We start from the raw sequence: 25,529 nt of genomic DNA, 5'->3' as shown, positions 1-25,529 counted from the left end.
GCGACAACGCCGACGTGCCGACGCAGAAAGCAGGTGTCCGTGTCCACAGCAGACAACAGTCCGTGGTGGCGTGGAGCGGTGATCTACCAGGTGTACCCACGTAGCTTCGCCGACGGTGACGGCGACGGCATAGGCGACATCGCCGGCATCCGGTCCCGGCTGGATCACCTGGCCGCGCTCGGCATCGACGCGATCTGGTTCAGTCCCTGGTACCCCTCCCCGATGGCCGACGCCGGCTACGACGTCTCCGACTACCGCGACATCGACCCGGTCTTCGGCACCCTGGCCGAGGCCGAGGCGTTGATCGCCGAGGCCCACGCGCTCGGCATGAGGACCATCGTCGACGTGGTGCCGAACCACTGCTCCGACGCGCACCCCTGGTTCCAGGCGGCCCTCGCCGGTGGGCCGGACGCGCCCGAGCGGGAGCTGTTCTGGTTCCGGCCCGGCCGGGGCCCGAACGGCGACCAACGGCCCACCGACTGGGTCGGCGAGTTCGGTGGCGAGACGTGGACCCGGACCACCAACCCGGACGGCACCCCCGGCGACTGGTACCTGCACCTGTTCACCGCCGAGCAGCCCGACTTCAACTGGGACCACCCCAGGGTGCGGGCGGAGTTCGAGGACATCCTGCGGTTCTGGTTCGACCGGGGGGTGGACGGCATCCGGATCGACTCGGCCGGGCTGCTGGTCAAGGACGGGACGCTGCCCGAGACCCTGCCGGACCGGCCACACCCGTTCCGCGACCTGGACGGCGTGCACGAGATCTACCGCGCCTGGCGGCGGGTCGCCGACGAGTACCCGGGCGACCGGGCGCTGATCGGTGAGGTGTGGATGCCGGACCGGCAGCGCTTCGCCAACTACCTGCGCCCGGACGAGTTGCACGCCGCGTTCAACTTCGACTTCCTGGGCTGCGCCTGGGACGCCACGGCGTTGCGCGACAGCATCGACGGCACGCTGAGCGCGCACGCGCCGGTCGGCGCGCCCGCCACCTGGGTGCTCTCCAACCACGACGTCACCCGGCACGTCACCCGCTACGGGCGGGAGGACACCACGTTCAGCTTCGCCGCGAAGCGCGAGGGCATCCCCACCGACCTGGAGCTGGGCACCCGCCGGGCCCGGGCCGCCGTGCTGCTGTCGCTGTCGTTGCCCGGCGCCGCCTACGTCTACCAGGGCGAGGAGCTGGGCCTCTGGGAGGTCGAGGACATCCCGTTCGCGCTGCGCCAGGATCCGATGTGGGAACGCTCCGGCCGGATCGACCCCGGCCGGGACGGCTGCCGGGTGCCGCTGCCCTGGGCCGGCGACGAGCCGCCGTTCGGGTTCAGTCCGGACGACGCCACCGCCCCCTGGCTGCCCCAGCCGGCCGGGTGGAAGGACCAGACGGTCCGGGCGCAGACCGGCGACGCGTCCTCGATGCTCGAGCTGTACCGGGCGGCGATCCGGATCCGGCGGGCCGAGCCGGCGCTCGGCGACGGGACGATGAGCTGGCTGCCCGCCCCGGACGACGTGCTCGCCTACCACCGTCGGCCCGGCTTCACCTGCCTGGTCAACCTCTCGGACGTCGCGGTGCCGCTGCCGCCCCACACCGGGCGGCTGCTCGCCAGCGGGCCGCTCGACGACGACCTGCTTCCGCCGGACACCGCCGTCTGGCTGCGTACCGCCGAAGAAGACCCGGCCGGACCCGAAACGGTCTGACCACCCGCGCGGTGCCGGCGGCCCGTCCCGGCCGTCGGCACCGCGGCACCCGCACCCGCACCCGGGAAGGAGGTACGCAGCTACAGCGCCACGTTGTACCGCACGGGGGGACCACCGACGACAGGGAGAAGTTCGCCGATGCCCGACCACACCACCGCCACCCCGCACGCGCCCCCCGGAACCAGGACCCGGGCGGGTATCGCCGCCCTCGCCGGCCTCGCCCTCACCGCGACCTCGCTCACCGTCATCGCGTTGACCAGCACCGCCACCCCCGCCCAGGCGGCGGGGCTCTCGCCGTTCGACATCCCGGGGCGGGGCGCCACCGTCCCGTTCGTCGAGCAGGAGGCGGAGGAGGTCGCGCACACCGGCACGAGGATCGGCCCGGACCGCCGCTACGGCACGCTGCCGTCCGAGGCGTCCGGCCGGGAGGCGGTCACCCTCGACGCCGTCGGCGAGTACGTCGAGTTCACCCTCACCGCGCCCGCCAACGCGGTGACCTTCCGCTACAGCCTGCCGGACAACGCCGCCGGCACCGGCCGGGACGCCAGCATCGACCTGCGGGCCAACGGCACCCTGGTCAAGGCGGTGCCGGTGACCTCGCGGTACGGCTGGTACTACGGCGGTTACCCGTTCAACAACAACCCGGGCGACACCAACCCGCACCACTTCTACGACGAGACCCGGGCCATGTTCGGGACCACGTACCCGGCCGGCAGCAAGATCCGCCTCCAGGTCTCCTCGACCGCCCAGTCGCCGACCTTCACCATCGACCTGGCCGACTTCGAGCTGGTGGGCGCCCCGATCGCGAAGCCGTCCGGCGCGCTCGACGTGGTCACCGACTTCGGCGCCGACCCGACCGGGGCGACCGACTCCACCGCGAAGTTCCAGGCGGCGGTGGACGCCGGCAAGGCCCAGGGCCGGGCCGTCTGGATCCCGACCGGCACGTTCACCCTCTGGGACCACGTCGTCGTCGACGGGGTGACGCTGCGCGGGGCGGGACCGTGGTACTCGGTGCTCGGCGGGCGGCACCCGACCGACCGCAAGCGGGCCGCCGGCATCTACGGCAAGTACGTCCCCGGCGGCGGCTACAGCGGTGAGATCCGGCCGCACGAGGCCGGCGGACCCAGCCGCAACGTCACGCTGCGCGACTTCGCCATCATCGGCGACATCCGGGAGCGGATCGACGACGACCAGGTCAACGCCATCGGCGGGGCGATGTCGAACTCGGTGGTCGACAACGTCTGGATGCAGCACACCAAGGTCGGGGCCTGGATGGACGGCCCGATGGACAACTTCACCATCCGCAACAGCCGGATCCTCGACCAGACCGCCGACGGGGTGAACTTCCACTGGGGCGTCACCAACTCCACGGTGACCAACACGTTCGTACGCAACACGGGTGACGACGCCCTCGCCATGTGGGCGCAGAGCGTGCCGAACGTGAACAACTCCTTCACCCGCAACACGATCGGCGTGACGATCCTCGCCAACCACCTGGTGACCTACGGCGGGCGGGACATCAAGATCACCGACAACGTCACCGCCGACTCGGTCACCAACGGTGGCGGCATCCACGTCGCCAACCGCTACCCGGGCGTGACCGGCCCGACCGCCGTCTCCGGGACGATCACCGTCGCCCGGAACACGCTGATCCGCAACGGCAACTCGGACTACAACTGGCGCTTCGGCGTCGGCGCCATCTGGTTCTCCGCGCTCAACGAGCCCATCCAGGGCGCGGCGGTCAACGTCACCGACACCGACATCCTGGACAGCTCGTACGCGGCGCTGCACTGGATCGAGGGACAGTCCAGCGGGATCAGCTTCAACAACGTACGGATCGACGGCGCGGGCACGTACGCCCTCCAGGTGCAGGCGCCCAGCCAGGTGTCGTTCACGAACGTGCGGGCCACCGGGATCGCCCAGTCCAACCCGATGCACAACTGCGTCGGCAGCGGCTTCCAGATCACCCAGGGCACCGGCAACTCCGGTTGGTACACGTCGACGCCGTACTGCGGGCCGTGGCCCGAGCCGCAGTGGGGCGGCGGCCCCACCAGCCCGCCCCCGACGACGCCGCCGACCACCGCGCCCCCGACCACCCCGCCGCCCACCACGCCCCCGCCGACCACCCCGCCCCCGACCGGCGGGAACCTGGCGCAGGGGCGGCCCGTGACCGCGACGAGCGCCAACCAGAACTACGTCGCGACGAACACGGTGGACGGCAACGCGGCCAGCTACTGGGAGAGCGCCAACAACGCGTTCCCGCAGTCGCTGACCGTCGACCTGGGCGCGGCGCGCACCGTCGACCGGGTGGTGCTGAAGCTGCCCGCCGGCTGGGAGAGCCGGACCCAGACGCTGTCGGTGCTCGGCTCGACCGACGGCTCCTCGTGGGCCACCCTCGCCGGGTCGGCCGGGCGCACGTTCGACCCGGCCGGCGGCAACACGGTGTCGATCAGCGTGCCGGCCGGCGAGCGCCGGTTCGTCCGGCTGACCGTCACCGGCAACACGGGCTGGCCGGCGGCGCAGCTCTCCGAGTTCGAGGTGTACGGCGGCGGCACCACCACCCCGCCGCCGACGACCCCGCCGCCGACGACCCCGCCCCCGGCCGGGAACCTGGCGCTCGGTCGACCGGCCGCGGCGACCAGCCACGCCGACGTGTACGTGGCGGCCAACGCGGTCGACGGCAACCCGAACACCTACTGGGAGAGCGCCAACAACGCCTTCCCGCAGTCGCTGACGGTGGACCTGGGCGCCAACCGGACGGTGTCCCGGGTCGTGCTCAAGCTCCCGCCGCCCTCGGCCTGGCAGACCCGCACCCAGACGCTGTCGGTGCTCGGCTCCACCAACGGCTCGTCGTTCACCACCCTGAAGGCGTCCGCAGGCCACACCTTCAACCCGGCCAGCGGCAACACGGTCACCGTGACCTTCGCGGCGACCAGCCAGCGGTACCTGCGGCTGACGTTCACCGGCAACAGCAGCTGGCCCGCCGGCCAGCTCAGCGAGTTCGAGGTCCACTCCAGCTAGCCCGATGGCCCCCGCCCGTCCCGGCGGGGGCCGTCCCGGTCCCGGGTGGCCCGACGCAGCGCCGCCCCGACCTCCGCCCCGCACCGTCCCCCACCTGTCGCGGCACGACGGGCGTACCCCTGCGCCCGTCACCGGGCAACGCACCCGCACCCCACCCCCGAAAGAGGTGTAGCGACCCATGTCCAGAAACGGCACCAGACCCGGGACCGCGCCGGCCGGCGCGCCCCGTCCCGTCCCCCGGTCGACCCGCCCGGCCAACCGGCGGCTGCTCGCCGGCGTGCTCGCCGGGCTGCTCCTCACCGCCGTCCCGGCCGTCACCCCGGCTGCCGCCGCGCCAACGGCGGACCCGGCCGCGACCGCCGCCCGCGCCGCCCTGCTCGCCGGGCTCTCCGCGACCATGACCGCCAGCAGCCACAACCAGAACTACGTAGCGAGCAACGCCAACGACGGCAACGCGGCCACCTACTGGGAGAGCGCCAACAACGCGTTCCCGCAGTGGATCCAGGCCGACCTCGGCGCCACCGTCACCGTCGACCGGGTGGTGCTCAAGCTGCCGCCCTCGTCGGACTGGCAGACCCGCACCCAGACGCTGTCGGTGCTCGGCTCCACCAACGGCTCGTCGTTCACCACCCTGAAGGCGTCCGGCGGCCACACCTTCAACCCGGCCACGGGCAACACCGTCACCGTCAGCTTCACCGCGACCAGCACCCGGTACGTGCGGGTGCAGGTCACCGGCAACACCGGCTGGCCGGCCGCCCAACTCTCCGAGGTCGAGGTCTACGGCGCCGCCGGCAACCCCGACACCCAGGCCCCCAGCGTCCCGGGCAACCTCGCGTACACCCAGCCCGCCAGCGGGCAGATCCGGCTCACCTGGTCCGCGTCCACGGACAACGTCGGGGTCACCGGCTACGACGTGTACGCCAACGGCGCGCTGCGCGGCAGCGTCAACGGCTCCACGCTGACGTACACCGACAGCCAGCCGAACAGCGCCACGGTCTCGTACCACGTCCGGGCCAGGGACGCCGCCGGCAACCAGTCGGCGAACAGCAACACCGTGACCCGGACCGGCACCGGCAACCCGCCGGTCGGCACCAACCTGGCGGTCGGCAAGCCGATCACCGCCTCCGGGCACGTGCACACGTTCGTGGCCACCAACGCCAACGACAACAACGTGGCCACCTACTGGGAGGGCAGCGGCAACCCGAGCACGCTGACCGTGCAGCTCGGCGCCAACGCCAGCCTCAGCCAGGTCGTGCTGAAGCTGAACCCCGACTCCGCCTGGGGGGCGCGTACCCAGAACATCACCGTCCTCGGGCGGGACCAGGGCTCCTCGACCTTCACCACCCTGGTCGGCGCGGCGAACTACGCCTTCAACCCGGCCAGCGGCAACACGGTGACCATCCCGGTCTCCGGCGCGGCGGCCGACGTGCGGCTCTCGATCGCCTCGAACACCGGCGCCCCGGCCGGGCAGATCGCCGAGTTCCAGGTCATCGGCACCCCCGCGCCGAACCCGGATCTGACCGTGACCGGCATGTCGTTCAGCCCGTCCGCGCCCGTGGAGACGAGCACCGTCACGCTCTCGGCCACCGTCCGCAACGCCGGCTCGGCGGCCTCCGGCGCCACCAACGTCAACTTCTACCTCGGCACCAACCGGGTGGGCACCGCGCCGGTCGGCGGCCTGGCGGCCGGCGCCTCGGCCACGGTCACCGCCAACATCGGCAACCGGGACGCGGGCAGCTATCCGCTGAGCGCGAAGGTCGACGAGTCGAACACCGTCGTCGAGCAGGACGACACCAACAACAGCTACACCAACCCGAGCCCGCTGGTGGTCAGCCCGGTCGCCAGCTCCGACCTGGTCGCCGCCGCGGTCGCCTGGTCGCCCGGCACCCCGGCGGCCGGCAACACGGTCAGCTTCTCGGTGTCGATCCGCAACGCCGGCAGCATCGCCTCCGCGTCCGGCGCGCACGGCATCACGCTCACCGTGCTCAACGAGGCGGGCACGGTCGTCCGTGCCCTGACCGGCTCGTACTCCGGCGTGATCAACGCCGGGGCCACGGTCGGCCCGGTCAATCTGGGCACCTGGACCGCTGCGAACGGCAAGTACACCGTCCGGGTGGTGCTCGCGGCCGACGGCAACGAGCTGCCGGTCAAGCAGGCCAACAACACCAGCGACCGCGCGCTCTTCGTGGGGCGCGGCGCCAACATGCCGTACGACATGTACGAGGCCGAGGACGGCGTGGTCGGCGGCGGCGCCAGCGTCGTCGGGCCGAACCGGACCGTCGGTGACCTCGCCGGTGAGGCGTCCGGCCGGCGGGCGGTGACCCTCAACTCGACCGGCAGCTACGTCGAGTGGACCACCCGGGCCAGCACCAACACCCTGGTCACCCGCTTCTCCATCCCGGACGCCCCGGGCGGCGGCGGGATCAACTCGACGCTGAACGTCTACGTCAACGGCGCGTTCCACAAGGCCATCGACCTGACGTCCCGGTACGCCTGGCTCTACGGCAACGAGGCCAGCCCGGGCAACTCGCCGAGCGCGGGCGGACCGCGGCACATCTACGACGAGGCCAACGTCATGCTCAACTCGACCGTGCCGGCGGGCAGCAGGATCCGCCTCCAGAAGGACCCGGCCAACACCACCACGTACGCGATCGACTTCATCAACACCGAGCAGGTGGCGCCGATCGCGAACCCGGACCCGGCGCGCTACGCCACGCCGACCGGCTTCACCCACTCCGATGTGCAGAACGCCCTGGACCGGGTGCGGATGGACACCACCGGCAACCTCGTCGGGGTGTACCTGCCCGCCGGCAACTACTCCACCGCGTCGAAGTTCCAGGTGTACGGCAAGGCGGTCAAGGTGACCGGCGCCGGCCCCTGGTACACCCGGTTCAACGCGCCCTCCGGCCAGGACAACACCGACATCGGCTTCCGGGCCGAGAACTCGGCGGCCGGATCGTCGTTCGCGAACTTCGCCTACTTCGGCAACTACACCTCGCGGATCGACGGGCCGGGCAAGGTGTTCGACTTCTCCAACGTGTCGAACATCGTGATCGACAACATCTGGAACGAGCACATGGTGTGCCTCTACTGGGGCGCGAACACCGACCACATGACGATCAAGAACTCCCGGATCCGGAACATGTTCGCCGACGGCATCAACATGACCAACGGGAGCACCAACAACCTGGTCAGCAACAACGACGCCCGGGCCACCGGCGACGACAGCTTCGCGCTGTTCTCGGCGATCGACGCGGGCGGCGCCGACATGAAGGACAACGTCTACGAGAACCTGACCTCGACGCTGACCTGGCGGGCCGCCGGCGTGGCCGTCTACGGCGGCTACGGCAACACGTTCCGCAACATCTACATCGCGGACACGCTCGTCTACTCCGGCATCACCATCAGCTCGCTCGACTTCGGCTACCCGATGAACGGCTTCGGGGCGAGCCCGCCCACCCGGTTCGAGAACATCTCGATCGTCCGGGCCGGTGGGCACTTCTGGGGCGCGCAGACCTTCCCGGCGATCTGGGTCTTCTCCGCCTCGAAGGTGTTCCAGGGCATCCGGGTCAGCGACGTCGACATCGTCGACCCGACCTACAGCGGCATCATGTTCCAGACCAACTACGTCGGCGGGCAGCCGCAGTTCCCGGTCACCGACACGGTCTTCACCAACGTCTCCATCAGCGGAGCCCGCAAGAGCGGTGACGCGTACGACGCGAAGTCCGGCTTCGGCATCTGGGCCAACCAGATGCCGGAGGCGGGGCAGGGCCCGGCCGTCGGGTCGGTCACCTTCAACAACCTGCGGCTGAGCAACAACGCGGTGGACATCCAGAACACCACCACGACGTTCACCATCAACCGCAACTGACCCACCCTGGTCGCCCGGGCGGCGGCCGGTCCACCGGGCGGTGCGGCCACTCGACACCGAGTGGCGGCACCGCCCGGCCCGTCGAGATGTCCCGCCCGGTCAGTCGGCCGGGTCGCCGTGCCGACCGGCGCCGGCGGCGAAGCGGGCCGCCCCGGCTGCCGCGTCGGCGGCCAGCGAGGCCATCCCGTACGCCAGTTCGCCCGCCATGGCCTCCGGCTCGGGCCGGCCGGCGCCGGCGAGCAGCGCCGCCCGGTCGTTGCGCAGGCAGGTCTGCGGGTGCCGGGCGATCTCGGCGGCCAGCCGCTCGGCCGCCGCCCGGGACTCACCCGGCGTGACCAGCCGGTTGACCAGGCCCATGGTGTACGCCTCCTCGGCCGGCACCGGCCGCCCCGTGAGGATCAGGTCCATCGCCCGGCTCTCGCCGATCAGCCGGGGCAGCCGGACCGTGCCCCCGTCGATCAGCGGCACCCCCCAGCGGCGGCAGAACACCCCGAGCACCGCGTCGGCTTCGGCGACCCGCAGGTCGCACCAGAGCGCCAGCTCCAGCCCGCCGGCCACCGCGTGACCGGAGATCGCGGCGATCACCGGCTTGCTGAGCGTCATCCGGGTCGGACCCATCGGGCCGTCCCCCTGCGCCTCGACCCGGTTGCCGCTCGGGGTGCCGATGGCCTTCAGGTCGGCCCCGGCGCAGAACGTGCCGCCGGCACCCCAGAGCACGGCCACCGCCGCGTCGGGGTCGGCCTCGAAGGCGCGGAACGCGTCGGCCAGCGCCCGTGCCATCGGCCCGTCGACCGCGTTGCGGGCCGCCGGGCGGTCCAGGATCACCGTGGTCACCGCCGCGGCGCGTTCGACGCGTATGCCCATGCCGACAGCATGCCCCCGGCGGTGCCGGCGGCGCCAGGCGTCAGGGCGCGGCGGGCCGCTCCCGGCGGACCAGGGTGGCGCCCAGCGCGGCGCCGACCACGCAGGCCACCCCCGCCGCCTGCGGCCAGGCCAGCAGCTCGCCGAGCAGGACCAGCCCGACCAGCGCCCCGATCGCCGGCTCCAGGCTGAGCAGGACCGCGAAGACCCGGGCCGGCATCCGGCGCAGCGCCGCCATCTCCGCCGAGTACGGCAGCACCGACGACAGCAGCGCCACCGCCGCGCCCAGCGCGAGGGTCCACGGGTCGAGCAGCGCCGCACCGCTGCCGGCGACCCCGAACGGCAGCACGGCCAGCGCGGCGACGGCCATCCCCAGCGCGAGGCCCCGGCTGCCCGGCACCCGGGCGCTGACCGCCTTGCCGAGCAGCACGTAGCCGGCCCAGCCGACCGCGACGGCCACGCAGCACAGCAGCCCCAGCCGGTCCATCCCCGTCCCGCCGAGCCCGCTGATCAGCAGCACGCCGCCGCCGGCCAGCGCCGCCCACGCCACGTCGGCGAGCCGGCGGCTGCCGGCGAGCGACACCAGCAGCGGCCCGGCGAAGCCGATGGTGACCGCGACGCCCAGCGGCACCCGGTGCAGGGCCGCGTAGAAGGCGAGGTTCATGACCGCAAGGGCCAGCCCGAACGCCCCGACCAGACCGGCGGTACGCCAGCCCAGGCGCAGCCCCGGCCGGACCAGGACCAGCAGGATGAGCGCGGCGAAGCCGAGCCGCAGCGTGGTGGTGCCGCCGGCGCTGGCGCTGCCGAAGAGCTGCTTGGCGACGGCCGCCCCGACCTGGGTGGAGAGCATGCCCAGCAGCATCAGCAGCGGGGGCGGCACGGCCCGGGGCTGCCCCAGCGCGACGCTCAGTCGGGTCGCCGGTCGACCGGCCGGCAGCGGGCGGGAGGAGAGTGCGTACACCCGGACCACAGTGGTCGTGGACGGTGCGGCCCGCGACCGGATTTCCACGCCCGCCGACCTCGGTGGGGACGTCCCGTTACGGGCCGGTGGGGGCGCGACCACGTACCGCTGCGGATCCGTCACCGCCGACCGGTTTGCGGGGGCTCCTGCCGGGAAGTCGGTACGGGTGCGAGCACTCTTGACGAAGATCGAGCAGGCATCCGGGCTGGACCGGGTCGGCGACCGGTTGCAGCGTGCCGTCCAGGCCACCCTCCGACCGCAGCGGGTCCGCGACCTGCTGCACGGCGTCTGGCTGGGCCATCCGCTGCACCCGGCGATGGTGCAGGTGCCGGTGGGCGCGTGGATCAGCACGGCGGTGCTGGACCTGATGCCGGGGCAGCGCCGGGCCGCCGCCACGCTGTGCGCGGTGGGCACCGTCAGCGCCCTCCCGGCTGCGGTCACCGGCCTCAACGACTGGGCGGCACTGGCTCGTGACCAGCGCCGGATCGGCCTGGTGCACGCCGCGTCCAACAGCGTCGGCCTGGCGTTCTACGCCGGCTCGGTGGCCGCCCGGATGACCGGTCGGCACAACCTCGGCCGTACGCTCGGCTTCCTCGGGCTCGGCGCCGCCAGCATGGGGGCCTACCTCGGCGGGCACCTGGCGTACAAGCAGGGCGCGCAGGTCAACCAGAGCATCTCCGAGCTGCACCGGATGAGCGACGGCTGGCACTCGATCGCGGACATGGCTGCCCTGCCGGAGCGCACGCTGATCACCCGGGACGTCGACGACGTCTCGGTGATCCTCTACCGGCACGGCGACGAGGTCACCGTGATGCTGGAGCGCTGCCCGCACCAGAGCGGCCCGCTGGGCGAGGGCGAGGTACGCGAGATCGACGGGCACGACTGCGTGGTCTGCCCTTGGCACGGCAGCGCGTTCCGCCTGAACGGCGGCGAGGTCGTGCACGGCCCCTCCGGCAACGACCAGCAGATCCTGCCGACCCGCGTCGTCGACGGCGTCCTGGAGACCCGCCTGCCCTGACCGGCGCCCGGCGGCCTCCCGGCCCCCGGGAGTCAGGGGCGGCGGTGGCGGCCGATCGCCGTGTCGTGGGACGAATCCGCACGGGTCCGGCCGTGGCCGGTCGGAACGCTGTCGTGGGTACCGGTCCCCGTGCCCCGGTCGACTCCGATCGCGCTGCCGCGTGGGGTGGTGCGGATGTCCCGGTGACCCGTGCCGCGCCTGGCCGTGGTGGTGCCGCGCGCGGTGCTGCCCCGGCGGGCGGCGGCCGTGGTCCGGGCCGCGCCGGCCGGTACGTGGGCCGGGCGGCGGCGCAGGCCCAGGACCGCGCCGATCTGCGCGCCGACGATGCTCGCCACCGCCAGGACGGCGGAGACCGCGAGGGGCCGGTTCACCCGGTCGGGCTCGCCGGCGCGGGCGGCGCCCACCGTCACCGTCGGGGCCTGACCGGCGTCCCTCTCCGCCGGGGGCGGCACCGGGGCCTCGGCAGCCGGCGGGGTCGGTGTCACCCGCTCGGGAGCGACCTTCCCGGGTGCCGGCTGCGGGGCCGGCCGGGCGGGCGCGGGCGGGGTCGGGCGAGCGACGAGGCGGCCGGTCGCGTGCCGGCGGGCACCCCGGTCCTCGGCGTCCCCGGGCAGCCTCAACAGCTGACCCGGGTGGATCCGGTCCGGGTCGCCGAGCCGGTTCAGCTCGGCCAACTCCCGGTAGTCGGCGAACTCGTCCAGGTAGCGCTGGGCGACCGCGCCCAGGTGGTCGCCCCGGGCCACCCGGTAGACCGCCACACCGTCGTCCGAGGCGGATGAGGTCACGGGAGCGGACGAGGCGACCGGGGTGGACCAGGTGTGCGCGGCCGGCCCCGGCCAGGCGGCCTCCGCAACCGTCCGCGCGGCTGCGGGCTGTGCCGCCGGCAGGGCGTACGGGTCGGCGACCACCGCCGCCGCACTCGCCGCCGGGCTGGCCGCGAGGACCAGCGCGACCGAACCGACCAGCGCGGCGGCGGCCCGTTGCTGGCGACTCATCCCCGGCAGCCGGGGCGCCGGCCGGCGCAGCGCCTGCGCGCAGAGTTCGACCAGGACGGAGAAGGCGAACGTGGCCCAGCCGAACCAGCCGGCCAGCGCCAGCGCCCGCAGGAAGAGCCGCCCGTCGTCCCGGCTGGTCAGCGTCGAACCGATCTCCGCGACGCTGGGCAGGTGGTCGGGCAGCGGGTTGCCGGCGAGGGCGAGCAGCGCCACCGGCGCGCCGACCAGCACCGCGCAGAGCACGACGAGCGCGCCGAACCCGGTCAGGATGCGTCCGGTCCGCCGTACGACGGAACGCCCCGATGCGGCCATGGCTGCCTTCCCTTCCTACGGTGCCCCGGTGAGCGGCCGCGCGGTCGCCTCACCGGAGACGGTGACGGTCTCGTCGAAGCCGAGCAGGCCGAGCATGGATCTGCGGTGCGTGACGGTGACGCGTACCCGGACCCGGGTCTCCCCGTCGACGACCGGGAAGCTGACGGTGTGGCCGGCGGCGCCGGCGGCGGCGAGATAGCCGGCGACGGCCCGGCGGGCCTGGGGGCGGTCGATCCGGGTCGGCCCGCCCTCGATGGCGGTGGCCCGGTCGATGGCCTGGCCGCCGGCGCGGGCGGCCTCGGCCGCGAGGTTGTCGGCCCGCTGCAACGTGCGCAGCTGACCCGCGCCGTCGAAGGCCAGACCGATGACGGAGAGGACGCCGACCATCGCCACCGCGAGGAAGATGCTGACCCGGCCCTCATCGTGCCGACCGGCCACGGCGGTCATCCCCGGCTCCGGTAGCGGTCCAGCGGCGACGTGAAGTTCGCCGACACGCGCTTGCCGGCGGGCATCCCCGGCAGGACGGACAGGTGCAGGTCCCCGTAGGAGACGGTGCAGGCGACCCGGACGGTGACCGAGGCGTCCTGCCCGGCCGGGCTGCGGAACGCCGCGTCGAAGCTGGTGGGGGCGCCGCGTACCGCGCCGCTGAACGTCACCTCGGGAGTGCCGGCGCAGTTCAGGCCGCGCCAGTCGAGCTGTCGACGGGCCGCGTCCCGGGCCTCGGCGCGGGCGGTGCGGGCGTCCCGGGAGATCGAGGCGGCGCGGGCGGCGTCGTGGGCAGCGGCGTCGATCGCCTCGGCCGCCACGGCGGTACGCCCGGCGACGCCGGCCAGCACGATCAGGGCGATGAACGCCGGGGCGAGCACCGCCACCTCGATCGAGACCGAGCCCCGCTCGGCGGTACGGCTCACGGCGCGGTCCACCGTTCCACGGTCCCGTGCGCGGTCTGGTGCACCGGGAAGGTGACCCCGGGTACGACCGACAGGGACCGCCCGCGCACCGTGCAGGTCACCTCGGTCGCGGTGGTCTCGCAGCTCGGTGCGGGATCCTTCCAGCCGACCAGCCAGCCGCCCGAGGCTTTCAGGAACCGGACGGCCCGCGCCTCACCGGCCCCGGGCGGCGCCTGGTGCAGCCGCTGCGCGTTGACCGCGCTCTGCGCGGCGTTGAGCGCGGTGGAGCGGGCGACGAACCAGGCCGCTGCCTGGATCGAGGCGAAGAGCAGCAGCAGGATCACCGGCATCACCACCGCCAACTCGACCGGGTTGGCCCCCCGGTCGACCCCGCCGGCCACGAGCCGCCGGCCGGCAGCCGCGACGGGACGCCGGGCGGCGGTGGCCGCCCGGCGCCCCGGGACGGAGTCTGTCCGGCGCACGGCCCGGTGTTACTTCGGGTCCTGGTGCTTCGGGATGTTGTCCATCCAGTCGTTGGCGGCGCCGAGGGCGGCGGCGGTGACCGCCATCGCGACGGCGACCAGACCGAAGATGATCACTGCGGTCGGTACGGGGCTGTCGCCCCGCTCGCCGTCCTCGCGCAGCTCGGCCAGGCGTGTCGACACGACGACGTGCAGTCGGGTGATGACGGACATGACGTGCTCCTTCTCTCGGGGGCGGATCACAGGCGGGCGATGAACGGATAGACGGCGAAGCCGAGCAGGACGAAGACGAGCAGCGCCCCGGGGATGTCGAGCCGGCTGGTCACCCCCTCGGCCCGGGCCAGGTTGTCGGTGCGGATCTGGTCGCGCAGCGAGTCGGCGCGGCTGCGCAGGGTCTCGTGCACCTGCGCGCCCTCGCTGCCGGAGGAGCGCATGATCGCCCCGACGTCGCCCAGTTCCGGGATGCCGATGCGCTCGGCGAGGTCGCGAAGCTCGTCCCACGGCGAGTGCATCTGCATCTGCGCGATCCGCAGCGACTCGGAGATGCGGTCGAAGACCCAGCCGTCGCAGACCGCCGCCGCCCGCTCCAGCGACTGCACCGGCCCGTGCGCGGCGGAGAGCTGGAGGGCGACCAGGTCGAGGTAGGTGCAGACCGCCTGGCGGAACTCGTCGCGCGCCTTGTCCGCCCGGTCCAGCACCGACCGGTGCGCGATCAGGGCGGAGAGCAGCGCCAACCCGAGACTGCCGAGCACGGGTACGACCACCGGCAGCCGGATGCCGACGGCGAACAGGGTGACGCCGAGCAGCGTCGGCGCGGCGAGCCCGATCAGCGCGGAGAGCAGCATCGACAGGGCGTACTGCTCGGGCGTCCGGTCGATCAGGGCGAGCTGCCGGTGCGGTGGCCGCAGCCAGCGGGACAGCCCGGTGAGCCACTCCAGCCGCCGGTCGGCGGGCGTGGCGAGCTGCCCGGCGCCGGCCGGTTGGTGCAGCCGGCGCAGCGCGGGCCCGAGCGCGGGCGTGGCCGGCACCAGCTCGCGGACCACCAGGAAGGCGCCCAGCCCGACCGCCGCCCCGCCGCACACGGCGACGGCGAGCTGCCAGTTGAGGACGACCGTACTCATGGTGCTTGCCTTTCGTTCGCGACTGCGGGGCTCGCAAGCTCACTCCTCGCGCTCACGGGGCCACCTCCTCCGGGTCGGGAGCCGGCAGGAAGCGGGCCGGCCGGCGGGGCTGGCTCATCGACCGCACCCAGGCCAGCAGGCCGACGAAGGCCGCGCCGAGCGTCGCCATCACGAGCTGCCCGAAGGGCGTGCCGTACGGGCTCACGTACTCGGTGTTGAGCAGCCCGTACGCGACGGTGGCCAGGGTCATCCCGGTGAGGAAGCGGACCGCGAACCGGGGCTGGGTGCGCTTCGCCTCGATCTCCCGGCGGGTGGCCACCTCGGCCGCCGCCGCTCCGGCGATCGAGCCGAGCACGTCGCCGAGGCGTTCGCCCCGGTCGGTCACGTGCAGGATCAGCGCCGCCACCACCTGGTCGCAGACCGGGTCGCCGATCTCGTCGGCGAAGGCGAGCAGCGCGGAGCGGGCCAGCCAGCCGGCCTGGAGGCGGGCGGCGAGCAGCCGTACCTCCTCCTGGATCTCCTCGGGAGCGGTGGCGACCGTACCGATGATCGTCTGCTGGAGTCCCTGGCCGGTGGCGGAGACGTCCTTGAGCCGGCGGGTCCACTCGCCGACCGCCTCGATGCGGGCGATGGCCCGCTGCTCGGCCTTGCCGACGGAGAACAGCCACGGGGTGCCCGGGACGGCCACCGCGACCAGCAGACCGACCACCGGCAGGCCGGTGACCAGGAAGGCCAGCGCACCCGCGACCAGGGCGGCGACCAGCAGCGCCTGGTGGGCCCGCTGTTCGCGCGGGGTGGCGCCCGGGCCCTTCCAGAGCCGGTCGAGCCCACGGCCCGCGCCCGGGCCACCGGGCGGCCGGCGGGTGCCGACCAGCGCGACGACCGCCAGCAGCAGCCCGGCCACGCAGGCGGCGCCGGAGGCCACCGCGACGAGTTCGACGTTGTCCAGCACCTCCGGTCACCGCCGCCCGAGCCGGGTCTGCCGGGGCCGCCGCCACGCGCCCGTGCCGGCCTCGATCCACCGGCTGAGCAGCCGGGCGTCGTAGCCGACCCGGAGGAGTTGGGCGCGCACCCGCTCGGGCAGGTGCCGGGGTACGGCCCGCCCGTCCGGCCCGGGCCCGAACACCTGGGTGGTGGTGATCCGGTTGCCGTCGCCGACGCCGATGACCTCCTCGACGTGCGAGACGAAGCGGTGCTTGCGCCCGCCGATCGCGGTCTCGTCCTCGACGGTGACGTAGACGATCAGGTCGAGCGCGTTGCCGGCCATCCGGCGGGCCTGGTCGACGGTCATCTCCCGGCCGTGCGCGAGCGCCAGCTCGATGATCCGCTCGCTGACCCCGGCGGGCGTACGGGCGTGGATGGTGCACATCGAGCCGCGGCTGGTCGTCATGGCCTGGAGCATCGGGACGATCTCCCGGGACCGGACCTCGCCGACGATGATCCGCAGCACGCCCATCCGCAGGGAGACCGGGATCAGGTCGGCGATGCTCACCTCGCCGGCCGGGCGGCCGTCCGCCCCGCGTTCGCCGTGCCCCTCCCGGGCCTCGAAGCTCATCACCGCCCGGTGCTTGAGGCGGCGGCGGGCCGGCAGCAGCTCGCGGCTCTCCTCCAGCAGCACGTACGGCTCGTCGGCCGGGATCTCGTCCATCAGCGCCCGGATCACTGTGGTCTTCCCGGCGCCCGCGAGGCCCGCCACCATGATGTTCAGCCCGGCGCGCATGGACGCGCGGAGGAAGTCGCGCACCAGCGGGTCGATCATCTCGTCCAGGTCGCCCCTGGCCCCGGCGAGGTCGTCGAGGCTCACGTCCAGCGTGTTGTGTTTGCGGATCACCGCGTACGGGCGGTGGCTGACCAGGAACACCGCGGCGAGCCGGCTGCCGTCGGGCAGTTGCAGGTCGAGCGTGGGCTTGGACGTCGACAGCGAGCGTTCGGTGGCCCCGGCCCGGCGGGCCGCCGCCTGGAGGATCTCCACCAGCTCGTCGTCGCTGTCGGCGATCGGCTCCACCCAGTCGACGCCGCCGCCGTGGCGGGTGACGCGCACCTGGTCGCAGCCGAGGATGTGCACCTCCTCGATGGTGTCGTCGACCAGCAGCGTCTGGAGGCGGCCGAGCCCGGCCAGTTCGGCGGTCACCTGGTCGAGCAGGAGCCGCTCCTCGCCGGCCGCCATCGGGGTGCCGGCCCGGCGCACCGCGTCCGCGTACTCGGCGACCACCGTCACCGCGAGCCGGGCGCGCTCGGTGTCCTCCTCGTCGACGGTGAACTCCCGGCCGCGCTGCCACAGGGCCAGCCGCTCGCTGAGTTCCCGGCGCAGCTCGCGGACCACCTGGAAGTCGACCCGGGGCCGGGGCGGCGGCTCGGGCCGCGGCGCGGTGACCGGCACCGGCAGCGGGAGGGGATGGTGGCGTCCGTTGGGCGGGGCCAGCGGCGGCGCCGTGGAGGTGGCACCGGGCGGCTGCCGGCGCGGGTCGCCGGAGACCGGTTCAAACCGCATCCGGCACCCCCTGCGGCACGGGCCAGGTCAGCCGGGCGCGCCGGCGTTCCAGCAGCGCCCCGACCGGCACCTCCAGGGCCCCGGCCGCGCGCATCAGGGGCCGACCGGCCCGCACGGTGCCGCCCAGGCCGAGCACCTCGGCCGTACGCGGATCGTGCGGCATCCGGGCGATCACCGGCAGCCGCAGCGCCTTGCTGACCTCGCCGCTGCCGTGGCCGTCGCCGACCAGCAGCAGCCGCAGGGTGCCCGGCGGCACCCGGTGCTCGGCGAAGTCCCGCTCGATCGTCCTGGCCATGGCCCGGGTGCCGGAGAGGTCGGGGAGCCGGGCGCCGCTGACCAGCAGCACCACCGAGGCGGCGCGCAGGATCGGCCACGGTGGACCGACGACGTGCAGCCGCCCGCAGTCCACCACCACGTCGTACGGCGGGTCGCCGCCCTCCAGGCTGCCGAAGAAGTCGGCGAAGCGCTGCCAGAGCGGGATGACGCTGCCGGCCTGGGCGGGATCGACGACGCCGGGCAGCAGCAGCCGCTCCCGCTTCGGCGCGTCCAGGTCGACCAGTTGCGACCAGAACGCCGACTCCAGGTTGCCGTCGCGCAACTCGCCGACCGCCAGTTCGCCGATGCCCCGGGGGCCGTCGAGCGCGCCGCCCAGGTAGCCGGCGAGGATCGACCCGCCGGCCGGGTCGCACTCGGCGAGCACCAGCCGCCGGTGCCAGGTCAGGGCGCACGCGAGGGCGGCGGTGGTGACGCCCGGGGAGCCCTTCGCCGACACCAGCGCGATGATCGCCATGGTCAGGCCGCCTCGGTCAGTACGAGAGCGATCCGCTCCTGGCTGGACAGCGCGACGACGGCCGGCACGTCCCGGACGGCGAGTGCCAGGTAGACCACCACCTCGTCGTCGTCGTCCGAGGTGACGGCGTCGATGACCGTCGCCTCGAACCGGGTGGCGGCGCCCGCGGGGCGGTCGTCGTCCCCGTCCGGCGTGCTCACCAGCAGGATCTTGTCGCCGGGGTGGAGTCTGCGGGCGGGGACCTCGGCGGGGCTCAGGCCCAGCGCGAGCTGCTGCTGGCCGGGCCCGAGCAGCGGGTCGTCGGTGAGCTGCGCCATGGTCAGCAGCGTGCCGGGGGTCAGCGCCACGGCGGCCCGCTTGCCGACCACCTCGTCGAGCCGCCCGGCGGGCACCGGGGAGAGCCCCTGGCCACCGGCCACCTGCACCGGGACCAGGTCGTCGGCGCTGACCTGCCGGCCGACCTCGACCGGCCGGGCCACCGCCAGGTAGCTGCCGGTGGCGCGTACGGAGGTGACCGCGAACGCCGCCCCCAGGCCGCCGAGGGCGATCAGCAGCACGGCCAGGCCGAGCAGCCCGGGCCGCATCCGCCGCTGCCGCACCACCCGGGGCGGGGCGACCGGCGCGTCCACCGGCCCGGTTCCGTTCCGGGTCGCCACACTCACCGGACCGTCTCCGTTCGCGACTGCGGGGCTCGCAAGATCGGCTCACTCCTCGCGCTCACTGGGCCCGTCTCCGTTCGCGACTGCGGGGCTCGCAAGATCGGCTCACTCCTCGCGCTCACTGGGCCACCACCTGAAGTTCGTTGATTCGGACCGGGACCGTTCCCGTGGTCCGGTTGACCGGGATGACGCCGCTCTGGCCGCCGCCCTGCCAGGTCACCGTCCAGTAGGTCGTGGCCCGCACCCGGTAGTCGCCGGCCTTCGGGTAGCCCTGGTAGCCGCAGTCGGGGGAGGGGCGGCCGGCGAGCGGGCCGTCGGCCCGGTACGGCGTACCGGCGCCGGAGCAGGTGACCTTGCGGCCGTTGCCCATGTTCCAGACGATCCGGTCGAACTTCGCCGTGATCCGTACGGTCAGGCCCCGCTCGCTCTCCGAGGCCCGCTGGGTCGGCCCGAAGTACTTCCGGTCGTCGTTGCGGCCCCACATCCAGACCGGCAGCCCGACCAGGCCGGGACCGTTGCTGCGGCGGGGGGCGACCGCGATCCGGGGCGCCGCGATGGTGATCTTGGCCAGCGCCCGCCGGGCGAGTTCCTCCGGGTCGGGCGGCGCGCCGAAGCCGGGCGGCGGGGCGTCGCGCAGGACCGTGGTCTGGGAGCCGAGGTCGCCGCCGTTGCAGGTGCGCACGTACCACTGCTGGCCCTCGGGGGCCTCGGGCTGCGGTTCGGCGAGCTTGTAGTAGCAGCCGTCGCCGTTGTTGAACCAGCCGAGCACGCTGTCGTAGCACTTGACGGTGCGGCCGTTCCACTGGCACTTGGCGGCGCCGCCCCCGCCGCCCGAGTCGCCGCCCCCGCCGTCATCCCCACCGCCGCCGGGGCCGCCCGGGGTGCCGGGATCGTCGTCCCAGACGCTGCAGTCGCTCTGCCCCGGCGGGCACTCCGCGCCGGGGTCCGCGCGTCCTGCGGCGATCGCGGGCACGGCCGCCCCGAGCGCCAGCAGCAGGGCCAGGGCGGCGCCCGCGAGCGACCGGCGGGCCGTTCCATCCCGGCCGCCACCGTCGGCGGTACGGGCGTGGGCCGCCCCGGCGTCCCCTCCCGCCCGCGTCAGCACGGCTGGTCCTCGTGGGCTGCGCCGGCGCTGATCAGCCAGCGGCCGTCCGGGTAGCGGGTGGCGGTGGCGGTGGCCAGGTGCCGCGTCCCGCCGGTGCCGGGCACGACCCGCTTGTCCCTGGCGTAGACCAGCCGGTAGCCGGTGGCGTCCAGGCAGTCCTGGATCTCCACGGTGGGTGGGCTCGAATCCAGGCTCACCGAGGTCACGGTCGGGTCGGAGACCAACGTGCCGGTACGCATCGCGCCGTGCTCCTTCGCCTTGCGGATGGTCAGCCGGACCCGGGTCAGCAGTGGGTCGGCGAGGAACCGGGACAGCTCCGGATGGTGGGGGTCGCCGCGCCCGCTCGCCTTGCGGGAGGCGGCGAGATATCCGGCGTACGCGGCCAGCGCCGCCTTCCTCGCCGCCTGCTCGTCGGCGGCCCGGTGGGTGGGGGCGGGGGCGTCCCCGGCGGTCGCCGCCCGGGGGGTCGGTCCGGGCTCGGCGCCGCAGGCCGGCGCCGCGCCGAGCGTCGCGATGGCGAGCAGGCAGGTTGCCCATCGGCTGAACCGCCGTCCGCGCACGTCGTGCCTCCTCGGTGGCGACCCGGGGCCGGTTTCGGCGGCCTCCGGGCATGCGGCGGCGTGACCGGATGGGGTCGTCCGGACCTGTCGGAAAGCGCCGACGCATTTGCCGTTACGGATCTCTACAAAAGCGTTGTCCCGCGTCGTCCCTGTCTTTTCGCTGTGGGTTGCACCACACCCAAGGGGCGAGCATAGGCTGACGCTCGCCGATGCAACAGAGGCAATTCGTTCGAACACACTGAGTGATGACAGGTGGTGGCGGCGGGTGGTCGGGGCCGGTGCGGGCGGGGCGGGCGGCGGGGATCGGTGGGGCGCAGGCGTGGGAAGCGCGCGCGGTGGGCGAGGCGTCGTCGAGGCGGCTGGTGCGTGTCCCGGACGTGGTGTCTGGTCCGATCCGTCCCCCGCGCCGACGTGTCGCTATTTCGCCATGGTGGGATTCCCGCCTATTCGGATGCGCCATTTCCGCGCCCAACGCCGCGCATTGCGGGGGAGGAGTGCGGGCCGTTTCGCCCGTTACCGGAAGTCGTCCATGGCGCTACCCTGCGTGGTTGTCGTCGGTGCGGGTCTCCGGGGGCGGTCATGGCGCTGACCGGGCCGCCAGCGGTGGCGGAGCCGGCCGCACCGAAGGTCGCCGCGCGCGGGGCGCGGCTGCTGGCCGTACTCGCGCTCGCCCCAGTGCTCCGGCTCGCCGTGATCCGGCACGCCGTACCGCCGGGGGTGGCGACCCGGACCGGGTGCGACGCGTGCGGCGCCCCGGTCGGGCTGGCCCGGCCCTGGCCGGCGCTGGGCCCGACGGCGCGGTGCGGGCGGTGCGGGGCGCGCGTCGGCCCGCCGCCCGGCACGGTGGAACTCGCCCTCGCGGCGGCCGTCGGGGCGTTGGTGCTGCTCGGGCCGCCCCCCGCCGTGCTGGTCGCCACGGCCTGGTGGCTGGGCTGGGCGATCCCGCTGGTCCTCGTCGACGCGGCCGTGTGCCGGCTGCCGGACCGGCTCACCTGGCCCGCCGCGGCCGGGACCTGGCTGCTGCTGGGGCTGGCCGCCCTCGCCGGGGCCGGCCCGGCGCCGTGGCTGCGCGCCACCGTGGCCGGCGTCGCGCTGGCGCTCTTCTTCGCCACCACCACGCTGCTGCTCGGCCGGCGCGGCTTCGGCCTCGGCGACGCCAAGCTGGCGCTCGGCGTCGGCGCGCTGCTGGGCTGGTACGGCTGGGCGGTCCCGGTGGCCGGGCTGGTGCTCGCCCTGCTGCTCTCCGGGGCGGTCGGTGTCGCGCTGCTGGCCGCCCGCCGCGTCGGCTGGCGCAGCCACCTCCCCTTCGGCCCGTTCCTCGTCCTCGGCGCCCTCGCCGCCCTCGTCCTGCTCTGATCCTGCGGGCGCAGGCCGCCCGCGCTCCTCCGCCTGGCCGGGCGGCCTCCCGTCCACGCAGGCCCTCCGTGCGGGCGGGTGGCCGCCCGGCCAGGAGCGGTCAGCGGCGGGACGTCGGGGTGGCCGGATCGCGGACGGGGCGCTCGGCCTGGCGGGCGCGGCGGTGCAGCAGCCCGGCGGCGGGGCGGGCGAACAGCGGGGTGAGCAGCGCGGCGAACAGGGCGCCGAGCAGGACACCGGCGACCACGTCGTGCGGGTAGTGCACGCCGACGAAGGTGCGGGAGAACGCGGCCAGCGCCGCCAGCGGCAGCGCCACCAGGCCGACCCGGCGGGACAGCAGCAGCGTCGCCACCGCCAGGCCGCCCGCGATCGTGGAGTGGTTGCTGGGGAACGACCAGTCGCCCGTCGGCGGGCACTCGCCGGCGATGATGGCGAGTTCGGTGGCGATCGCCCGGCAGGGGCGTTCCTGGTCCACCACGGTCTTCAGCAGCTCGCTGCACCCGTACGCGAGCACCACCGGCGCTGGCGACACCAGGGCGTACGCGCGGTCGCGCGGCCCGCCCCCGAGCCGGGACACGGCCGCGATCAGCCACAGCGCGCCGAGCAGCAGGATTGCGCCCTCGGTGAAGTGCTCGGCGAACCACTGCACCGGTTGCGGGGTGTCGGCGGCGAAGTCGACGATGTCCTGGTACCACTCGACACTGATCTTCGGAACGTCCGACGTGTCCGCATCAATCATGATTCACCTCACGGATCGTTCATACCTCGTTTAGCTCCCAGACAACCCTGGAATACCTGGAAGTCGGGCGCAGTGTGCATTGGTCGGGTGGTGGCCCCGACTTTCGTCTCAGCGACCTCTCAGCCCCATCTGCTTCGATTGACCCGGTACGTCGGACTTCCCTGGAGGCGCTGTGCACGAAACCCCCATCACCGATCGGCCGCCGACCGGGCAGGTCACGGGGGGCGACGAGGCCTGGCGGATCCGGCGTACGGAGGCGGACATGGACCGCCTCGCCGAGACCGAGTCGATCTTCGCGTTGGGCAACGGCTGGGTCGGCTGGCGCGGCACCCTGGACGAGGGCACTCCCTACGGCATGCCCGGCACCTACCTCAACGGCTTCCACGAGCGGCGCGAGCTCGACTATCCCGAGGACGGGTACGCCTTCCCGCAGTTCAGCGACACGGTGATCAGCGCGCCGAACGCGGCCCTGATCCGCCTCTGGGTCGACGGCGAGCCGCTGGACGTGCGCACCGGCACCCTGCGCACCCACGAGCGGGTGCTCGACCTGCGTGCCGGGGTGGTCGAGCGGCACACCGAGTGGATCTCGCCGGCCGGGCACGGCGTACGCGTTCGCAGCGTCCGACTGGTCTCCCTGCCCCGCCGTCCGGTGGCCGCCGTCCGGTGGTCCGTCGAGCCGTTGGACGGCACGGTCGAGGTGCGGGTCTGCGCCGACCTGCTCGCCAACGAGCGGGTGCCGGAGCGCGCCGACGACCCCCGCGCCGCCTCCGTGATCACCGACCCGCTGGCCGCCGAGTACCGGCACTCCGACGGGCACGACGGCGTCCTCGTCCACCGCACCGGGCACAGCGGCCAGCGGGTCGCCGTCGCCGTCGCGCACGACGTGCACGCCCCGGACGGCTTCGCCCCCGGCGTCGACTGCACCCCCGACCGGCTGCGCCTCACGCTGACCGGGACGCTGCGCGCCGGCGAGCGGCTGCGACTGACCAAGTTCGCCGCGTACGAGTGCACCCCGGTGGACGGCCTGCCCCCGGAGGAACTGGCCCGACTGGTCGTCGCGGAGGCCGACGCGGCCCGCGCGGAGGGCTTCGAGACCCTGCTGACCGGCCAGCGCGCGGCGCTGGACGCCGCCTGGCAGACCGCCGACGTCCAGCTCGACGGCGACGACGAGCTCCAGCAGGCCATCCGGTTCTCGGTGTTCCACCTGCTCCAGGCGGGCCGGGCGGACGGCGACCGGACCATTCCCGCCAAGGGCCTGACCGGCAACGGCTACGACGGGCACGTGCTCTGGGACACGGAGGGCTACGTCCTGCCCGTGCTGACCTACCTCGACCCGCCGCTGGCCCGCTCGGCGCTGCGCTGGCGGCACGCCCACCTGCCGGAGGCCCGCGAGCGCGCGGCGGAGCTGCGGCTGACCGGCGCGACCTTCCCGTGGCGGACCCTCGGCGGGCGGGAGTGCTCCGGCTACTGGCCGGCCGGCACGGCCGGGCTGCACCTCAACGCCGACATCGCCGACGCCGTGCTGCGCTACGCCGCCGCCACGGGCGACGAGGAGTTCCTCGCCGGGCCCGGGCTGGAACTGCTGGTCGAGACGGCCCGGCTCTGGCACGGCTTCGGCCACTGGTCCGACACCGGCACCTTCCACCTGCACGGCGTGACCGGCCCCGACGAGTACAGCGCCCTGGTCAACGACAACGTCTTCACCAACCTGATGGCCCGGCGTAACCTGCGCGGGGCCGCCGACGCCGCCGAGCGGCACCCCGGGGCGGCGGCCCGGCTCGGGGTCGAGGCGGCCGAGGTGTCGGCCTGGCGCGCCGCAGCCGACGCGGTCTTCGTCCCGTACGACCGCAAGCGGGGGGTGCACCAGCAGTCGGCCGGCTTCACCGAGCAGCCGGAGTGGGACTTCGCGGACACCTCGGACGACGACTACCCGCTGCTGCTGCACTTCCCCTACCTGGAGCTGTACCGCAGGCAGGTGGTCAAGCAGGCCGACCTGGTGCTCGCCATGCAGCGCTGCCCGGGGGAGTTCACGGCCGACGAGAAGGCCCGCAACTTCGCCTACTACGAGGCGCGGACCGTCCGGGACTCGTCGCTGTCGGCCTCCCCGCAGGCCGTGCTCGCCGCCGAGGTCGGGCACCTCGACCTGGCGTACGACCTGTTCGCCGAGTCGGTGCTCCAGGACCTGGCGGACCTCGGCGACAAGACCGGCGACGGGCTGCACCTGGCGTCGCTGGGCGGGGCGTGGCTGGCCCTGGTGCAGGGCTTCGGCGGGCTGCGCGACGACCGCGGGGTGCTCTCCTTCGACCCCCGGCTGCCGGCGGCGATCGACCGGCTCGCGTTCCACCTGCGCTGGCACGGCCACCGGCTGCGGGTCACCCTCACCGCCGACGAGGCCCGCTACGAGCTGCCGGACGCCGACCCGGAGACCGGCATCGAGGTGCGGCACCACGGCGAGCCGCTCCGGGTCACCGGAGCCGGGCCGGTCACCCGGCCGATGCCCGAGGTGCCCGACCCGGGGCCGGAGCCGCCCTCCCCGCCCGGCCGCCGCCCCACCCGCCGCTCCGCCGGCGACCACTGAGGCGTACGGGCGCAGCTCGGTAGGGTG

At 74.3% G+C, this 25,529-nt stretch carries 20 protein-coding genes and 1 pseudogene; 6 read left to right on the top strand and 15 right to left on the bottom strand.

Going from position 1 to position 25,529, the window contains the following annotated elements; all coding sequences use genetic code 11:
• Positions 1 to 39: 39 nt before the first annotated feature.
• The 3 genes from ACLQ20_RS18190 to ACLQ20_RS18180 all read left to right on the top strand — a co-directional run bounded on the left by ACLQ20_RS18190 (position 40) and on the right by ACLQ20_RS18180 (position 8,584).
• On the top strand, positions 40 to 1,692 hold the full coding sequence (locus tag ACLQ20_RS18190) for an alpha-amylase family glycosyl hydrolase (RefSeq protein WP_425856760.1): 1,653 nt from the start codon (positions 40 to 42) through the stop codon (positions 1,690 to 1,692).
• 138 nt (positions 1,693 to 1,830) lie between these two features.
• Entirely contained in the window at positions 1,831 to 4,713 is a 2,883-nt protein-coding gene (locus ACLQ20_RS18185; RefSeq protein ID WP_425856757.1) for a discoidin domain-containing protein, read from the top strand.
• 178 nt (positions 4,714 to 4,891) lie between these two features.
• Positions 4,892 to 8,584: a discoidin domain-containing protein gene (locus ACLQ20_RS18180; RefSeq protein ID WP_425856754.1), complete on the top strand. Its 3,693-nt coding sequence runs from the start codon at positions 4,892 to 4,894 to the stop codon at positions 8,582 to 8,584.
• Positions 8,585 to 8,683: 99 nt separating this feature from the next.
• Here ACLQ20_RS18180 and ACLQ20_RS18175 read toward each other — a convergent pair whose 3' ends face one another.
• A complete protein-coding gene (locus ACLQ20_RS18175; RefSeq protein WP_425856751.1) occupies positions 8,684 to 9,448 on the bottom strand; it encodes a crotonase/enoyl-CoA hydratase family protein in 765 nt (254 codons plus the stop codon).
• A 40-nt stretch (positions 9,449 to 9,488) separates the two neighbouring features.
• Positions 9,489 to 10,406, bottom strand: coding sequence for an EamA family transporter (locus ACLQ20_RS18170; RefSeq protein WP_225852480.1), 918 nt, complete (start codon positions 10,404 to 10,406; stop codon positions 9,489 to 9,491).
• Between the two features lie 166 nt (positions 10,407 to 10,572).
• On the opposite strand from ACLQ20_RS18170, the gene ACLQ20_RS18165 reads away from it, so the two are divergent.
• Positions 10,573 to 11,424 (top strand): Rieske 2Fe-2S domain-containing protein, encoded by an 852-nt coding sequence (locus ACLQ20_RS18165; protein WP_151457166.1) that lies wholly within the window; start codon positions 10,573 to 10,575, stop codon positions 11,422 to 11,424.
• Between the two features lie 32 nt (positions 11,425 to 11,456).
• On the opposite strand, the gene ACLQ20_RS18160 is transcribed toward ACLQ20_RS18165, so the two are convergent.
• The 12 genes and pseudogenes from ACLQ20_RS18160 to ACLQ20_RS18105 all read right to left on the bottom strand — a co-directional run bounded on the left by ACLQ20_RS18160 (position 11,457) and on the right by ACLQ20_RS18105 (position 20,829).
• On the bottom strand, positions 11,457 to 12,731 hold the full coding sequence (locus ACLQ20_RS18160; RefSeq protein ID WP_425856747.1) for a LysM peptidoglycan-binding domain-containing protein: 1,275 nt from the start codon (positions 12,729 to 12,731) through the stop codon (positions 11,457 to 11,459).
• A gap of 15 nt (positions 12,732 to 12,746) precedes the next feature.
• Positions 12,747 to 13,178: a pilus assembly protein TadG-related protein gene (locus ACLQ20_RS18155; RefSeq protein WP_358114284.1), complete on the bottom strand. Its 432-nt coding sequence runs from the start codon at positions 13,176 to 13,178 to the stop codon at positions 12,747 to 12,749.
• Positions 13,175 to 13,654: a TadE/TadG family type IV pilus assembly protein gene (locus tag ACLQ20_RS18150; protein WP_151456964.1), complete on the bottom strand. Its 480-nt coding sequence runs from the start codon at positions 13,652 to 13,654 to the stop codon at positions 13,175 to 13,177. The genes ACLQ20_RS18155 and ACLQ20_RS18150 overlap by 4 nt, the downstream gene beginning before the upstream one ends.
• Positions 13,639 to 14,103 carry a TadE/TadG family type IV pilus assembly protein gene (locus ACLQ20_RS18145; protein WP_425856744.1) on the bottom strand — a complete coding sequence of 155 codons (465 nt, stop codon included), beginning with the start codon at positions 14,101 to 14,103 and terminating at the stop codon, positions 13,639 to 13,641. The genes ACLQ20_RS18150 and ACLQ20_RS18145 overlap by 16 nt, the downstream gene beginning before the upstream one ends.
• Positions 14,104 to 14,112: 9 nt before the next feature.
• Positions 14,113 to 14,316: a hypothetical protein gene (locus ACLQ20_RS18140; RefSeq protein WP_425856741.1), complete on the bottom strand. Its 204-nt coding sequence runs from the start codon at positions 14,314 to 14,316 to the stop codon at positions 14,113 to 14,115.
• Between the two features lie 26 nt (positions 14,317 to 14,342).
• A complete protein-coding gene (locus tag ACLQ20_RS18135) occupies positions 14,343 to 15,224 on the bottom strand; it encodes a type II secretion system F family protein (RefSeq protein ID WP_425856738.1) in 882 nt (293 codons plus the stop codon).
• A gap of 52 nt (positions 15,225 to 15,276) precedes the next feature.
• Positions 15,277 to 16,222 (bottom strand): annotated as a pseudogene (locus ACLQ20_RS18130) (type II secretion system F family protein).
• On the bottom strand, positions 16,183 to 17,715 hold the full coding sequence (locus ACLQ20_RS18125; RefSeq protein ID WP_151456968.1) for a CpaF family protein: 1,533 nt from the start codon (positions 17,713 to 17,715) through the stop codon (positions 16,183 to 16,185). Before ACLQ20_RS18125 ends, ACLQ20_RS18130 begins: the two are co-directional and overlap by 40 nt.
• Positions 17,705 to 18,505 carry a ParA family protein gene (locus ACLQ20_RS18120; RefSeq protein ID WP_327030182.1) on the bottom strand — a complete coding sequence of 267 codons (801 nt, stop codon included), beginning with the start codon at positions 18,503 to 18,505 and terminating at the stop codon, positions 17,705 to 17,707. Before ACLQ20_RS18120 ends, ACLQ20_RS18125 begins: the two co-directional genes overlap by 11 nt.
• Positions 18,506 to 18,507: 2 nt before the next feature.
• The gene (locus ACLQ20_RS18115) at positions 18,508 to 19,167 is read right to left on the bottom strand and encodes an SAF domain-containing protein (RefSeq protein WP_151456970.1); all 660 of its coding nucleotides are present in this window, start codon (positions 19,165 to 19,167) and stop codon (positions 18,508 to 18,510) included.
• 115 nt (positions 19,168 to 19,282) lie between these two features.
• Positions 19,283 to 20,266, bottom strand: a complete 984-nt coding sequence (locus ACLQ20_RS18110) for a hypothetical protein (protein WP_425857211.1) — start codon at positions 20,264 to 20,266, stop codon at positions 19,283 to 19,285.
• Positions 20,263 to 20,829: a hypothetical protein gene (locus tag ACLQ20_RS18105; protein ID WP_425856734.1), complete on the bottom strand. Its 567-nt coding sequence runs from the start codon at positions 20,827 to 20,829 to the stop codon at positions 20,263 to 20,265. Before ACLQ20_RS18105 ends, ACLQ20_RS18110 begins: the two co-directional genes overlap by 4 nt.
• Positions 20,830 to 21,408: 579 nt before the next feature.
• On the opposite strand from ACLQ20_RS18105, the gene ACLQ20_RS18100 reads away from it, so the two are divergent.
• Entirely contained in the window at positions 21,409 to 22,185 is a 777-nt protein-coding gene (locus ACLQ20_RS18100; RefSeq protein ID WP_425856732.1) for a prepilin peptidase, read from the top strand.
• Positions 22,186 to 22,285: 100 nt separating this feature from the next.
• On the opposite strand, the gene ACLQ20_RS18095 is transcribed toward ACLQ20_RS18100, so the two are convergent.
• Positions 22,286 to 22,924: a phosphatase PAP2 family protein gene (locus ACLQ20_RS18095; RefSeq protein ID WP_151457589.1), complete on the bottom strand. Its 639-nt coding sequence runs from the start codon at positions 22,922 to 22,924 to the stop codon at positions 22,286 to 22,288.
• A gap of 262 nt (positions 22,925 to 23,186) precedes the next feature.
• On the opposite strand from ACLQ20_RS18095, the gene ACLQ20_RS18090 reads away from it, so the two are divergent.
• A complete protein-coding gene (locus ACLQ20_RS18090; RefSeq protein ID WP_425857209.1) occupies positions 23,187 to 25,502 on the top strand; it encodes a glycoside hydrolase family 65 protein in 2,316 nt (771 codons plus the stop codon).
• Positions 25,503 to 25,529: the final 27 nt, after the last annotated feature.

The sequence above is a fragment of the Micromonospora sp. DT46 genome (assembly GCF_049841735.1).
Taxonomy (GTDB): Bacteria; Actinomycetota; Actinomycetes; order Mycobacteriales; family Micromonosporaceae; genus Micromonospora; species Micromonospora reichwaldensis.
The sequence above is the reverse complement of the archived record's forward strand: the minus strand, read 5'-3'. Positions and strand labels throughout refer to the sequence as shown.

What these genes read in the sequence shown, in the direction of transcription:
- ACLQ20_RS18185 (WP_425856757.1), top strand. Translation starts at nt 1,831, where the DNA reads ATGCCCGACCACACCACCGCCACCCCGCACGCGCCCCCCGGAACCAGG.
- ACLQ20_RS18180 (WP_425856754.1), top strand. Translation starts at nt 4,892, where the DNA reads ATGTCCAGAAACGGCACCAGACCCGGGACCGCGCCGGCCGGCGCGCCC.
- ACLQ20_RS18175 (WP_425856751.1), bottom strand. Translation starts at nt 9,448, where the DNA reads ATGGGCATACGCGTCGAACGCGCCGCGGCGGTGACCACGGTGATCCTG.
- ACLQ20_RS18160 (WP_425856747.1), bottom strand. Translation starts at nt 12,731, where the DNA reads ATGGCCGCATCGGGGCGTTCCGTCGTACGGCGGACCGGACGCATCCTG.
- ACLQ20_RS18155 (WP_358114284.1), bottom strand. Translation starts at nt 13,178, where the DNA reads ATGACCGCCGTGGCCGGTCGGCACGATGAGGGCCGGGTCAGCATCTTC.
- ACLQ20_RS18140 (WP_425856741.1), bottom strand. Translation starts at nt 14,316, where the DNA reads ATGTCCGTCATCACCCGACTGCACGTCGTCGTGTCGACACGCCTGGCC.
- ACLQ20_RS18135 (WP_425856738.1), bottom strand. Translation starts at nt 15,224, where the DNA reads ATGAGTACGGTCGTCCTCAACTGGCAGCTCGCCGTCGCCGTGTGCGGC.
- ACLQ20_RS18125 (WP_151456968.1), bottom strand. Translation starts at nt 17,715, where the DNA reads ATGCGGTTTGAACCGGTCTCCGGCGACCCGCGCCGGCAGCCGCCCGGT.
- ACLQ20_RS18120 (WP_327030182.1), bottom strand. Translation starts at nt 18,505, where the DNA reads ATGGCGATCATCGCGCTGGTGTCGGCGAAGGGCTCCCCGGGCGTCACC.
- ACLQ20_RS18100 (WP_425856732.1), top strand. Translation starts at nt 21,409, where the DNA reads ATGGCGCTGACCGGGCCGCCAGCGGTGGCGGAGCCGGCCGCACCGAAG.
- ACLQ20_RS18095 (WP_151457589.1), bottom strand. Translation starts at nt 22,924, where the DNA reads ATGATTGATGCGGACACGTCGGACGTTCCGAAGATCAGTGTCGAGTGG.
- ACLQ20_RS18090 (WP_425857209.1), top strand. Translation starts at nt 23,187, where the DNA reads ATGGACCGCCTCGCCGAGACCGAGTCGATCTTCGCGTTGGGCAACGGC.